The 13,398-nt window shown below is 71.6% G+C and carries 11 protein-coding genes; 7 read left to right on the forward strand and 4 right to left on the reverse strand.

Translation table 11 applies throughout. The features are described from left to right. Nucleotides 1-212 precede the first annotated feature (212 nt). A complete protein-coding gene (locus tag O1G21_RS36985) occupies nt 213-929 on the forward strand; it encodes a response regulator transcription factor (protein ID WP_270149982.1) in 717 nt (238 codons plus the stop codon). Between the two features lie 60 nt (nt 930-989). On the opposite strand, the gene O1G21_RS36990 is transcribed toward O1G21_RS36985, so the two are convergent. From O1G21_RS36990 to O1G21_RS37000, 3 genes are all read right to left on the reverse strand, one after another. Then, the gene (locus O1G21_RS36990; RefSeq protein WP_270149984.1) at nt 990-1,625 is read right to left on the reverse strand and encodes a LysE family translocator; all 636 of its coding nucleotides are present in this window, start codon (nt 1,623-1,625) and stop codon (nt 990-992) included. 370 nt (nt 1,626-1,995) lie between these two features. Beyond that, entirely contained in the window at nt 1,996-3,597 is a 1,602-nt protein-coding gene (locus tag O1G21_RS36995) for an ABC-F family ATP-binding cassette domain-containing protein (protein ID WP_270149986.1), read from the reverse strand. A 239-nt stretch (nt 3,598-3,836) separates the two neighbouring features. Beyond that, nucleotides 3,837-5,174, reverse strand: coding sequence for an NAD(P)/FAD-dependent oxidoreductase (locus O1G21_RS37000; protein WP_270149987.1), 1,338 nt, complete (start codon nt 5,172-5,174; stop codon nt 3,837-3,839). Between the two features lie 254 nt (nt 5,175-5,428). On the opposite strand from O1G21_RS37000, the gene O1G21_RS37005 reads away from it, so the two are divergent. The 6 genes from O1G21_RS37005 (at nt 5,429) to O1G21_RS37030 (ending at nt 11,492) form a co-directional block, all read left to right on the forward strand. Beyond that, nucleotides 5,429-6,511, forward strand: a complete 1,083-nt coding sequence (locus O1G21_RS37005) for an RNA-guided endonuclease InsQ/TnpB family protein (RefSeq protein WP_405000765.1) — start codon at nt 5,429-5,431, stop codon at nt 6,509-6,511. A 422-nt stretch (nt 6,512-6,933) separates the two neighbouring features. Beyond that, nucleotides 6,934-8,472: a hypothetical protein gene (locus O1G21_RS37010; RefSeq protein WP_270149988.1), complete on the forward strand. Its 1,539-nt coding sequence runs from the start codon at nt 6,934-6,936 to the stop codon at nt 8,470-8,472. Nucleotides 8,473-8,694: 222 nt separating this feature from the next. Continuing rightward, nucleotides 8,695-9,291, forward strand: coding sequence for a helix-turn-helix domain-containing protein (locus O1G21_RS37015; RefSeq protein WP_270149989.1), 597 nt, complete (start codon nt 8,695-8,697; stop codon nt 9,289-9,291). A 66-nt stretch (nt 9,292-9,357) separates the two neighbouring features. Further along, nucleotides 9,358-10,275: a signal peptidase I gene (lepB, locus tag O1G21_RS37020; RefSeq protein WP_270149990.1), complete on the forward strand. Its 918-nt coding sequence runs from the start codon at nt 9,358-9,360 to the stop codon at nt 10,273-10,275. Nucleotides 10,276-10,503: 228 nt separating this feature from the next. Continuing rightward, complete coding sequence (locus O1G21_RS37025; RefSeq protein WP_270149991.1) at nt 10,504-10,737, forward strand: hypothetical protein; 234 nt, start codon at nt 10,504-10,506, stop codon at nt 10,735-10,737. A gap of 95 nt (nt 10,738-10,832) precedes the next feature. Beyond that, nucleotides 10,833-11,492, forward strand: coding sequence for a double zinc ribbon domain-containing protein (locus O1G21_RS37030; protein ID WP_270149993.1), 660 nt, complete (start codon nt 10,833-10,835; stop codon nt 11,490-11,492). A gap of 85 nt (nt 11,493-11,577) precedes the next feature. Here the strand turns inward: O1G21_RS37030 and O1G21_RS37035 are convergent, their stop codons facing one another. After that, entirely contained in the window at nt 11,578-13,233 is a 1,656-nt protein-coding gene (locus tag O1G21_RS37035; protein WP_405000766.1) for an LCP family protein, read from the reverse strand. Nucleotides 13,234-13,398: the final 165 nt, after the last annotated feature.

A 13,398-nucleotide genomic window follows, 5' to 3' on the forward strand; every position in this document is an offset into this window, starting at 1 on the left:
CCTTGGACCCTAGATCGCGACGCGGTGCGGTGTCCTCGGCAGTTCGGGGGGATTGCTCGGGGTTTGATCGCTCAAAGGACTAGGTCGAAGTAATGGGAAGAACCGCGGACACATGACTTCGGAATATGGCAGAAAGTCGTGACTGCTCGCGGAGCGCACGGGAGAGGATGACTACTACTGTTCGAACCTGTCGATCCGCGCCGGGAGAACGCATGCGACCAGTCCGTTCCACGGAAGCGCCGACGGCGAAGACCGGGGATCCGGCCGGGTCCGCCGACAGAACGCTGAGGATCTTCCTGGTCGACGACTCCAGTCTCGTGCGCGTCGGACTGATCCACATTCTCCGCGACCATCCCGACCTCACCCTGGCCGGCAGCAGTGCCGAGAGTTCCACGGCCGTGGAGGCGTGCCTCGACCCGTCGTTCGACGTGCTCGTCGTCAACGCCTCCTGCCGGTCGATCGACGTGGCCCATCTGGTGCACCGCGCGGCGCACTTCGCCGAGAGCGGTGCCTCCAGGATCCTGCTGCTGGCCGGCGAAGCCGACGACCGGATCTGCTCGGAGGCGGACACCCTGGGGGCCGGAGGAGTGGTGCTGACCACGGAGGACCCGGAACACCTGGTCTCCGCGCTGCGGCTGGTGGCCAGGGGGTACCGCGTCTGTGCGCCGGGCAGCCGCCGGTCTCCCGGAGCGTCGCCGCGCGATCGCTCCGCCCGCCACCAGCTGCTGGACCTGCTGACGCTGCGCGAACGCCAGGTGCTGGAGCTGTTGGCGCGCGGGATGAAGAACGCCGAGATCGCGGCCGAACTGGTGGTCAGCGAGAGCACGGTCAAGACGCACGTGCAGAACCTGCTGCTCAAGCTGGGACTGCGCAACCGGGCCAGCGCGGTGGCGGTCGCCTACGAACTGGGCATCAGCCGGAGCGGCTAAGCCGGTCGAGGACGGGGAACCCGCCCACCCGTCAACTCGCCCGGACCGGTCGGACGGGCTTCAGTGACGATCGCTGAGCGCCAGCCGGACTCCCAGACCGACCATCACGACTCCCGACGCGCCACCGATCCATGCCAGGCGCCGGGGCGACCCGGAAAGCCAGTTGCGGGCCGTCCCGGCGAGGACGCCCCACGACGCATCGGAGACGAGGGCGACCAGCACACAGATCGCGCCCAGGAGCAGTATCTGGACGGTGACGCTCCCTCCGGAGGGTTCGACGAACTGCGGCAGCACGGCGGTGAAGATCAGCAGCCCCTTGGGATTGCTGACACCCACCACGAACCCCTCGCGCAGGATCCGGGCCAGGCCCGCGGCCTCCGGCCCGGCCTCGTCCGTCGTGCCCAGCCGGTGCCGGTGCCGCCACGCCTGAACACCCAGGTACACGAGGTACATCGCCCCCGCGAACTTGATGACCGAGAAGACGAGCAGCGACCGCTCGACGATGCTCCCCAGACCGAATGCCACCAGGACCACCTGGACGAGCAGCCCCGCCTCGTTCCCGATCGCCGAGGACACCGCGGCCCGGCGCCCGAGCGAAATGCCCCGACTGACGACGAACAGAACACTGGGGCCCGGCACGGCGATCAGCAGTGCCACCACGGTCAGGAACACGCCCAGACGATCCAGTCCAATCATGGGCTCAGGCTACCCGAGCGCTCCCACCGCGGTTCAGGGTTCGGCATTTCGATTCCCGCATGAACGGCCGATCACGAGCCGGCCCGGGTGTGACCACCCGAAGCCGCGCCGCGGCACCGCTGCGGGCGCAAGGGCGAGAACCGGCCGTTGACGAAGGGATGGCGCAGCAGGGGATTTGCACGGTCCTGATACCGGTGGGGTCAGTGGGATTTCCGCGTTCCGGCGACAATTCCGATTCCCGGCTCCGGCCCGCTTGGACCCGGTGGGCCGAGCGGCCGTTCGTCGCCCATTCGGCGCGCTTCCTGATCGAGGCGCGCAAGCCGTAGCGGCTCGCCGGCCCGCCGGGGAGACCGGCGGGCCGGGCGGGGTTTCACGCCTGGGCGACCAGGTCCAGGTACGCGTCGTGCCAGAGGTCCTCGTCGCCCTCCGGCAGGAGCAGGACCCGGTCGGGGCGCAGGGCCTCGATGGCGCCCGGGTCGTGGGTGACCATCACGATCGCCCCCGGGTAGGTACCGACCGCGGCCAGCACCTCGGCCCGGGACGCCGGGTCGAGGTTGTTGGTCGGCTCGTCCAGGAGCAGCACGTTGGCGCCGGAGTGGACCAGGGCGGCCAGGGCCAGCCGGGTCTTCTCGCCGCCGGACAGCACGCCCGCCGGCTTGTCGGCGTCGTCACCGCGGAACAGGAACGCGCCGAGGACGGAGCGCAGTTCGCCGTCGGTCAGGTCGGGCGCGGCCAGGGCGAGGTTGTCGCGGACGCTGAGCTCCGGATCCAGGGTGTCGTGCTCCTGGGCGAAGTAGCCGAGCCGCAGGCCGGTGCCGGGGACGACCCGGCCGGAGTCCGGCTGCTCGTGGCCGGCCAGGATGCGCAGCAGGGTGGTCTTGCCGGCGCCGTTGAGGCCGAGCACGACCAGTCGGCTGCCCCGGTCGACGGCGAGGTCCAGGCCGCTCAGCACCGGCCGGCCGCCGTAGGCCTTGGCGAGGCTGATCGCGCCGAGCGGCATCCGGCCGCAGGGCGCGGGCTCGGGCAGCCGGATGCGGGCGGTGCGCTCGGCCTGCCGGACGGGTTCGAGTTCGGCGAGCATCCGGTCGGCGCGGCGGGCCATGCTGCGGGCGGTGGTCGCGGTGGCGACGTTGGACCGCATCCGGTCGGCCTGGGCGTGCAGGGCGGCGGCCTTGCGTTCGGCGTTGGCCCGCTCCCGGGTGCGGCGGCGCTCGTCGGCCGCGCGCTGGGCCAGGTAGGCCTGCCAGCCGGTGTTGTGGACGTCGATCACGGCGCGCTGCGGGTCCAGGTGGAAGACCCGGTTGACGGTCTCCGCCAGCAGGTCGAGGTCGTGGCTGATCAGGACCAGCCCGCCCCGGTGGGTGGCGAGGAAGCCGCGCAGCCAGGCGATCGAGTCGGCGTCCAGGTGGTTGGTGGGCTCGTCCAGCAGCAGGGTGCCGTGGTCGGCGAACAGGATGCGGGCCAGCTCGACCCGTCGGCGCTGGCCGCCGGAGAGGGTGCCGACGGGGGAGTCCATCACCCGGGCGGGCAGCCCGAGTCCGGCCGCGACCCGGGCGGCCTCGGCCTCGGCCGCGTAGCCGCCGTGGGACTGGAACCGGGCGTCGGCGCGCGCGTAGGCGTCCATCGCCCGGCGCTCCTCGGCGGGGGAGGCGGCCCGCGCCATCGCCTCCTCGGCGGCGCGCAGCGCGCGCACGGCGGTGTCCAGGCCGCGGGCGGACAGGATGCGGTCGGTGACGGTGACGGCCGGATCGGCGGCGCGGGAGTCCTGCGGGAGGTAGCCGACCGGCCCGGTCCGGGTGACCGTCCCGGCGGCGGGCGGCACTTGTCCGGCGAGGGTGGCGAGCAGGGTGGTCTTGCCGGCGCCGTTGCGGCCGACCAGGCCGATCCGGTCGCCGGGGGCGATGTGCAGGGTGACGTCGGACAGCAGCAGACGGGCGCCGACGCGCACGTCGACACCACGAGTGGTGATCATGGGATAACGCTCCGAAACAGCTAACGGACACACGGGTGGCGTGGAGGCGGGTCCGTCAGCTAGGAAATTCGGGGCGTAGACATGCCGGCCAGGGTAGTGGCCGGTCGGAACGGGCGCATCCGAATTAACGGGAGCACTCGAACGGACGGGGAGCACTTGAACGGGGAGCACTCGAACCGGCCGCTTCGGTACGGGGTGCGCACCGGCTCGCGCCGCTGCGCACCCGTACGTGACGGTCGTCAGGCGCGCAGGACGGCGGCCACCACCGAGGGGTGGAACAGCCGGGTCGGCGGCGCCACCAGCGACAGCACCTCGTGGAAGGCCGCCGTGACCTCGGCGTTGCGGGTGGCGCCGTGCAGCACCTTGTCCAGGTAGCGGTGCTGGAGCTTGATCAGGGCGCCGGAGGGTCCGCCGGTCGTGGCGGCGAAGCGGACGTCCTCGGCGCAGGACATCATCCACGCGTTCTTGGAGACCGCCGCGATCTCCCGCCGGGCGTCGCGGGCCGTGGCGGGGCCGATGCCGCTGTGCCGGGTGGCCGTACGGCGCAGCACCTGGGCGCAGAACAGCGAGACGGTGACGCCCTGGCCGTACACCGGGTTGAAGGTGCTCGCGGCGTCGCCGACCGCCACCAGGCCCGCGGGGGCGCCGCGTTCGTAGTGCCGGCGCACGCCCGGGCCGGGGAGGAAGCCGCGCACCTCGCCCGCCGGTTCGGCGTTCCGCAGCATCTCGCTCAGCCCGGGGTCGCGCAGTTGGGACAGGTGCTTGGTGAAGCCCTCCTCGCCGGGCTCGGGTTCGGCGCCGCGCATCCCGGCCAGGCTGACGATCCAGCGGTCGCCCTCCACCGGCAGCAGGACGCCCATCCGCGGCTTGTCCGGGGCCTTGGTCTGCAGGTAGATCGCCTGGTGGCCGAAGTCGACGCCGGGCGGGCGGTGGAACAGCCGTGAGGCGTAGGCGACGCCCGGGTCGACCCGCTCCTCGGGCACCGGGCGGCAGCCCAGTTCGGCGAGCCACTTCGGCACGGAGGTCGATCGGCCGGCCGCGTCGATCACCAACTCGGCCGGGAGGTCGAGGACTTCACCACCCTCCGAGCCGCGCTCGCGGAGCTTCACCCCGGTCACCGCCTGCGCTGAGCCCAGCAGGCCGACCACGTCGGTGCCCTCCAGGAACTCGATCGACGGCTCGGTGCGGACCCGGTCCAGCACCAGCTTGTCCAGCACCGGGCGGGTGCAGGAGAGGAAGGACATCCGGGCGGGGTAGTCGACCATCCACCCGGCCGAGCTGAGCCACTTGAGGTCGCCCGAAGCGGAGACCCGGTGCGCGCCCGCGGCCGTCAACTCCCGGTTGATGCCGGGCATCAGCTCCTCCAGCGCCCGGTGCCCCGCCTCCAGCACCAGGTGCGCGTGCCGACCCTGCGGCACCCCGGCCCGGAACACCGGCTCGTCCGGGTACCGGTCCCGCTCCACCACGACGATCCGCTCGGCGAAGCCCCGCAGCGCCCATGCCGCCACCACGCCGGCCAGCCCGCCGCCGATCACCACCGCAGTGCCCCGCCCGGGGGCCGTATCCGAAGAATTCATCTGATGCCTCCAAGGAAACCCCGGCCTTCAGGCCGGGGAGGAATTGGATCGCCCGCGTAGCGGGACAGGGATAGCCGATTCGCCGTCAAGGCGGACCAGCGTTCTCGGTAGGTAATTTGATCATCTGTCATGCACGAATTAGTGTCTCTTGCATGAAGACCGTTGTGCAGGTGAAGCTGTAGCCGTCGGCCTGTCAGGCCGACGCGCTTGCGGCGACTCTGCGTGCGTGTAACCGGGCTGCGAACCGCGCCTCCGTGGTGGCGTTCGAGTCCGGCGAGCATCGGCGTAACGGTCTGCATCACCGGGTGTACCGGGATCTTCGGGAGTCGTCGGATCTGTCGGCGCAGCCGGTCATTCTGACGATCAAGAAGGTCTGCGACGCCTATGCGACGTTGAAGGCCAACATCCGTGCCGGGAATCTCGGCCCGAAGGGCTCGAGGCGCCGCAACAAGGCCGAGTCGAAGCCGATCAGCTTCCGTGAGGACGCGGCGCAGGCGTTCGATGACCGGTGCTTGAGCTGGAACACTGATGCCCGCACTGTGTCGATCTGGACGACCGCCGGTCGGTTGAAGGGCATTGGGTTCGTATGCTCGGAGGGTGCGGCGAAGATGATCGCCGACCACCGGCGGGACGAATCCGACCTGGTGATCCGTGACGGCTCGTGGTACCTGTTCGCGACCTGCGACATCCCCGCGCCGCCCGTGACACAGCCAACCGATTGGCTCGGGGTGGATCTCGGGATCGCCAACATCGCCACCACCAGCGACGGACAGGTCATGTCCGGGCGCAGGCTGGAGCGGCACCGCAAGCGGATGCGCGCCCTGACGGCGAAGTTGCAGGCGAAGAAGACCAAGAACGCCAAGCGCCGGTTGAAGGCCATCAAGCGCCGTGAGCAGCGCTTCGCAACCGATACCAACCACTGCATCTCCAAGACTCTCGTACAGACCGCTGAACGCACCTCGCGCGGGATCGCCCTGGAAGACCTGACGGGCATCCGCGAGAGGGCCAAGGCCAAGCACGACCAGCGGTACCGACTCCACTCGTGGGCTTTCGCGCAACTGGGTGCGTTCGTCCAGCACAAGGCCGAGCGCGCCGGGGTGGCGGTGGTCCACGTGGACCCCCGCAACACCTCCCGGCAGTGCTCCGCCTGCTGGCACACCCACAAGGCCAATCGAGTGGATCAAGCGACGTTCGCGTGCCGCGCCTGCGGCATGACCATGCACGCGGATGATGGGGGCACCTCCCGGCCGAAGGCTGGGGGAGGCTCCCGCAACATCCGCCACCGCGCGGCTGATGCGTGGCAGCGGGGCGCAGTCAACCGCCCCAGCGCGGCGTAGAACGCCGCGCAGGACGAGGTGACCACCGGTGGGGCGACTCATCGGGCACATGGTTGACCTCAAGCCAGGCCCTTCAGAGCCGGGTAGTTGACGCGACGTAGCGTAGTGGCGGCAGCGCCGGTCCGTAATCGGCCCAGCTGGACGAACGTTCCGCCGGGGCGGGAGGGTTGACGCTGCCGCGGTTTTCGGAGTAGGTGCGACCCGGCTCTGAGGCCGGCTCTCCGAGCGGCTCTCGACCTGCTATCCGACCGGTGTTAAGGAACCGTCAAGAAGGGCGGTCGGCGGCGTCAAGGAGGCGTCAGGACGCGCTCCGTCACAGGTGGGGTGGCACTAGCGTCGCGCGGCGGAGAGAAACGGTTCTGCGCTCGGAGCCCACCCCGGAGCCCCGGCAGGCCGTGCAACGGGGGAAGGGACGTGTCGTCATGACCACCTCGACAGCGGGCGGATCGGCCACCTCGGAGGAGGCGGCTGCGGGAGAGGACGACGGCTCCGGACCAGCGGCCGGGCCGGGTGCCCCGTCCGGCCCGCTGGCCCGGCTCCGCCGGAGCCTCCGCACGGTCGGCAGCCGCTCGTACTGGACCACCCCGCGCCTGGTCCGCGGCCTCGCCGCGCTGAGCCTGGCCGCCCTGATCGGCCTCGGCGCCACCGCGACCGCCGTCCTCGGCGGCGCCCGCGACGGCACCGACACCATCGGCCACCGGGCCGCCCCGCAGGCCACCCGTGCCGCGGACCTCTACTTCGCGCTCAGCGACATGGACGCCCAGGCCGCCAACCTGCTGCTGGTCGGCGACGACCAGGACTACACCACCCTGCGCAGGCAGACCCTGGACACCTACGAGCAGCGCCGCAACCAGGCCGACGACGACCTCCAGCAGGCCGCCCAGTCGGCCGCCGGCGACCCGGCCGGGCAGCGCGCCGTCCAGCTGGTGCTCGGCCGGCTCGGCAGCTACGAGGCCCTGGTGGCCCGCGCCCAGCTGCTGGAGGAACAGGCCAAGGCCCCGGCCGGCCAGCCCTCGCCCGCCGCCCTGGACGCCTACCGGCAGGCCTCCGACCTGCTGCGCAATCAGCTGCTGCCCGCCGCCGACCAGGTCACCGCGGCCAACGAGGCCACCGTCGACCACGTCTACGCCCAGCAGCGCGACGCCCTGAGCAGCGGCTGGTGGTGGCTGTTCGTCGTCGGCCTGCTCGCCCTCGCGGCGCTGCTCGGGCTCCAGCGCGTGCTGGCCGTGCGCTACCGCCGGGTGCTCAACCCCGCGCTGGCGGCCGTCACGTTGCTGACCGGTGTGGTGCTGGTGACCGGGCTGAGCCTGGTGGGCCGCACCGACGACCACCTGGTGACCGCCAAGAGCGACGCCTACGACTCGGTGATCGCGCTCAGCCGGGCCCGCGCCGTCGCGTACGACATGAACGCCGACGAGAGCCGCTACCTGATCGACCCGGGCCGCGCGGCCGTGTGGGAACAGGCCTACCTGGAGCAGAGCCAGGCGGTCGTCCGAATCGACGGCGCGACCCTGGGCAGCTACGGCTCCCAGCTGCAGAACGCCTTCGACCGGCACCGCGCGGACCGCTCCGTCGTCCCGTTCGGCGGCTTCCTGGGCAGCGAGCTGCGCAACATCACCTTCCCCGGCGAGCAGGACGCCGCCGAGCGGGTCCTGGGCGCCTTCCAGGAGTACCAGGTGATCGACCGGCGGATGCGGAACCTGCACGACACGGGGAAGCTCAAGGACGCGATCACGCTCAACACCGGGCTCGCCAAGGGGCAGTCCAACTACCAGTTCGGGCAGTTGAGCGCGGCCATGGAGGACACCATCACGGTCAACCGGACGGCGATGGACGCGGCGGTCTCGGCGACCGACGGCGACCTCGACGGCACCACGGCGGCCCTGGCCGGGGCCGCGCTGGCGGCGGCGCTGGCGCTCACCGCGCTGGGGGTGCGGGCCCGGCTGCGCGAGTACCGGTAGCGCCGGCGCCGGCCCGACATCGGGTCGACGTCGAACCGAGGCCGCCCCGAGGCTGGGCATCGCGGCGACTGGACCTGCGGAGAGCGGGAACCCGGAGGGCGGGGCCCGGTGGCGATCGGCGGAACGTCACCGGGCCCCGCCGCGTGTTCCGCCGGTTCCGGGCGGACCGTCACCGGTGTGCCGGATTGACAAACACCCTTGCCGTCCCGGCGAATAGCAGGCATGGCCGACGAAGACTTCGAGAACGTCCTCACCACGGTGGGCCCCCGGCTGCGGGCCCTGCGCCGGGAGCGCGGCACCACGCTCGCCAAACTGGCCGCCGCGACCGGCATTTCGCTCAGCACGCTGTCCCGGCTGGAGTCCGGACAGCGCAAGCCGACCCTGGAACTGCTGCTGCCGCTGGCCCGGGAGTACCGGGTGCCGCTGGACGAACTGGTCGGGGCCCCGGCCACCGGCGACCCGCGGATCCACCCGCGCCCGGTGACCAGGAACGGCCAGACCATCGTCCCGCTCACCCGCCACCTCGGCGGTCTGCACGCGTACAAGCACATCGTGCCGCCCGGCCGGAACACCGGTCCCGAGCTGGAGCTGAAGGTCCACGAAGGCCACGAGTGGCTGTACGTGCTGTCCGGGAGGCTGCGGCTGGTGCTCGGCCCGCACGACCTGGAGCTGACGGCCGGTGAGGCCGCCGAGTTCGACACCCGGACCCCGCACGCCTTCGGCAACGCCGGTTCGCAGCCGGTGGAGTTCCTCAGCCTGTTCGGCCCGCAGGGCGAGCGCATCCATGTCAGGGCGCGCCCGGGAACCTCAGTTCGGTAGGTTCGTTCCCTGTCAGGGGGTATCCGCTTCGGGCTCCCCGCCAGGCCATCGGGAGGGGCCGAACACATGAGTGTGCAGCAGAGCACGGAGTCCGGCGAGAGCGGCGGAACCGAGGAGAGGCCGGCGGCCGGACCGGACGGGACGGGGACGGGGGAGGACGAGCCGGCGACCGGGCAGGAGGAGGCCCCCGAGGGCGGTGCCAAGCGGGCGCGCAAGAAGCGCCCGTTCTGGCAGGAGCTGCCGATCCTGCTGGTGATCGCCCTGCTGCTCTCGCTCGGCATCAAGACCTTCTTCGTGCAGGCCTTCTCGATCCCGTCCGGTTCGATGGAGAACACCCTGCAGATCGGCGACCGGGTGCTGGTCGACAAGCTCACCCCCTGGTTCGGCGCCGAACCGGAACGCGGCGAGGTGGTGGTCTTCCACGATCCGGGCGGCTGGCTGGAGGGCGCGGCGCCGAAGCAGGACGGTTTCACGGGCTCCCTGCAGAAGGTGCTGAGCACCGTCGGCCTGATGCCCTCGGCGGACGAGAAGGACCTGATCAAGCGGGTCATCGCGGTCGGCGGGGACACCGTCGAGTGCAACTCGGGCAGCCCGGTGAAGGTCAACGGCGTCGCGCTGGACGAGCCGTACCTGTTCCCCGGGGCGACGCCCTGCGACAACGACCCGGTCGGCACCGTCACCGTGCCCAAGGGCAAGCTCTGGGTGATGGGCGACCACCGCAACAACTCGCGGGACTCCCGCCCGCACCACAACGACACCGGGGACGGCTACGTGCCGGTGGACGACGTGGTCGGCCGGGCCTTCGTGGTGGCGTGGCCGATCTCGAACTGGTCCACCCTGCCCGTGCCGGACACCTTCGACAAGGTGCCCTCGCGGGCCGCCGGCGCCCTGCCGCAGGAGGCGCCCCCGGCTCCGGCCGCGCTCGCCCTGGCGGGCGTGGTCCCGGTCGCGCTGTGGCGGCGCCGGCGTTCGCGGCGCAAGTGAAGGCGAGTTGACGGCTTCGCCGGAACTCCACCCGCCGCGCTCTACGCGGCTGTAGAGTTCCGGCGATGAGCCGCGGTTCCGGCCGTGGCGGTCGTGCAGGCCGGGTCTCCCAGGTCGCGTCGGGTCGGGCCGGGTCTCCCAGGTCGGGGCGGGTCGGGAGGCGGTGCCGTGGTGGAGCTTCCGAGCAGGCCGGTGCCGGCCGTGGAGCCCGTGAAGACCTTGGGACCCGTGCAGCCCGTAGAGTCCGTGGAGCCCGCCGATCCCGAGGTCCGGTGGGTGTACCAGCCGGTCGAGGTGGACCTGGGTGACGGTTCCTGGGCGCTCGGCCGGATCAGCGGCTGGTGGCAGGACCCGGCCGGGCGGCGCTGGTGCCGACTGCGGATCGGTCGCGGCGGTCGGCCCGCGGGCTGGCAGCCGTTCGACCCCGAGCGGGTACGGCTGCTGCCGGTCGCCGGGCTGTGAAGAGCGTGTCAGGAGTTCTCGGCGGAACCGTTCACAGGGCCCTGCCGTCCCTGGGGAAAACGCCGATCAGGCCACTTCCAGCAACCGGGGACGACGTGAGTTCCGAGATCTACTTCAGTGACAACTACCGCGACCTGTGCGAGCAGTACGGAACCGGCGCGGGCTTCCAGTTCGAGTTCTCCTGCTACCGCTGCTCCGACACCTGGCGCTCGCCCTTCGAGCGGTTCACCACCGGCCAGGTGGCCGGCTGGCTGGGCAAGGGCGTCAGCGCGGCCTGGAACCTCATCGGCGGCAACGCCAACACCATCAGCAACGCCGCGGACGGCCTGGCCGGCCAGACCTGGGGCACCTCGCGCGACGCCGCCTTCCAGCGTGCGATAACCAACGCCCGGTCGCACTTCAACCGTTGCGCCCAGTGCACCCGTTACGTCTGCGGCCGGTGCTTCAGCCCGGAGCGGGGCCTGTGCTTCACCTGCGCGCCGGACACCGCGGTCGAGGCGGCGGCGGCGCAGCACCGCGGCCGCAACGACATGGTGACCGACCGGGCGTACCAGGTCGGCCGGCAGTCCGGCGCGGAGTTCGACGTCCACACACCGCGCCAACTGGTCTGCCCGCAGTGCCAGGCGGAGACCCACGGTACCCCGTTCTGCCCGGGCTGCGGGTTCAAGCTGGCCCAGTCCGCCCAGTGCGCGCAGTGCCACCAGGACGTGCCCGAGGGGGCCGCGTTCTGCCCGTCCTGCGGGACGAGACGCTGAGCGGCCGGTAGTCGGCACGGCGAGGGCGCCCGCGGACCTCACGGTCAGCGGGCGCCCTGTCGTTCGTTTGCCGGCCCGAGGCGGCTCAGCCGTACGACACGTTGGCGCACGGGTCGTCGTCCGCCGAGCGGGCGGTGCCGCTGACGCTGGTCGGCAGCGGGGCCGGGGCGTTGGGGGCGCCGGGTGCCGGGGTGGCGGCGGAGGCCGGGTTGGCGGCGGCGAAGTCGTGGCCGAGCACCACGTTCAGGCCGCGGCCGCCGGGCTGGACGGTCGCGCCGGGGAAGAGCTTGGCGACCGACTCGGCGGCGCTGCGCTCGCCGGTGCCGTACTCGACCACGGTGGTGCTGCGCGGCTTTCCGGCCGCGTTGCCGACGGTGGTGACGGTGTAGCCGGCGCCCTTGACGGCCTCGGCCGCCTTGCCGCCGAGGCCGCTCTCGCCGGTGCTGTTGAGCACGGCGACCTTGATCTCGGCGTTCTTGGCGTCCGCGGTGGGGGTGGGGGTGGCCTCGGCGGTGGGAGGGGCGCTGGGGGCGGCGGAGTCGGTGGCGGCCGGGCTCTGGGCGCTGGCGTCCTGGCCGTCGATGGTGCGGTCGGCCTTGAGCGCGGCCCAGAGCTGGTCCACGTCGGGGTGCACCAGGGCGACCCGGGGGCCCTCGTAACGCCACGGCGCGGTGAGGAACTTGATGTTGTGGAGGTCGACGTCCTTGATCGACATGGCGAAGGAGATCAGCTTGGCGGCCGAGCCGAGGTCGGGGTCGACGGTCAGCGACTTGGTCGCCGCGTCGGCGAGCGGCAGCAGGGTGGTCGGGTCCATGCCCTTCGACTTGACCTCCTTGATGAGGGAGGAGAGGAAGGCCTGCTGGCGCTTGGTGCGGCCGATGTCGGAGCCGTCGCCGATGCCGTGCCGGACCCGGACGTAGTCCAGCGCGGCCTGGCCCGAGACCTTCTGCTTGCCCTTGGCGAAGATCAGCTTGCCCTTGTGGCCGAGGTTGGGGTTGAGGTCCCCCTCGTGGATGTCGTTCGGCAGGCAGACCTCGACGCCGCCGACCGCCGAGGTCATCGCGGCGAAGCCGCTGAAGTCCACCACGATGGTGTGGTCGACGCGCAGGTTGGTGAGCTTCTCGACGGCGTTCTGGGTGCAGGCCGGGTTGCCCTGTTCGGTGTTGCCCACCGAGAAGGCGCTGTTGAACATCACATTGGTCTGCTCCTTGGTCCACTTGCCGTTGGGGAGCTTGCACGGCGGGATGTTGACCAGGGAGTCGCGGGGGATCGAGATGCCGACGGCGTGCTTGTGGTCGGCGTAGATGTGCAACAGGATCGCGGTGTCCGAGCGGGCGCCGTCGTCCCCGCCGCCGCCCAGGTCGCTGTTGCCGTTGCCGCGGCTGTCCGAGCCGATCATCAGGACGTTCACCGGGGTGCGGCCCTGGGCGTCCGGCGGGGCCGCCGCCGGACGGTCCTTGCTGAGGGCGTCGCCGTCGAAGGTGCTGATGTTGCTGTTCAGGCGGTAGTAGACGGCGCCGCCGGCGAGCACCAGGAGGGCGGTGCAGCCGGCGGTCACCCAGAGCACCTTCTGCTTGGTGCTGCGTTTGGGCTTCGGCTTGGCCCGGCTGGTGGGGCGGGTGTCGGATATGTCCTTGTCCGTCCCGCCCTTGCCCGGGTTGGCTGTGCGGCCGGCGGCTCTGCGTCCGCCGGCCCGGCGCGGCGAATTCTCGGTCTCGGTGGAACCCCTGCGACCCGACACGGCGTCATCCTCCACAGTTGCCACGGAACCCCCGTTGGAGCGGTGGCTTGCGTGGTCCTGGGTCGGAGTGGATCCGGGCCGGCCCGTCGCTAAACTTTTACACCGCTGTAGAACTTTCAGAGGAGCATACTAAGCGTAGATGAGAAAAGCACTGGTCAGACCATG

The organism is Kitasatospora cathayae, from assembly GCF_027627435.1.
In the GTDB taxonomy this organism is placed as follows: domain Bacteria; phylum Actinomycetota; class Actinomycetes; order Streptomycetales; family Streptomycetaceae; genus Kitasatospora; species Kitasatospora cathayae.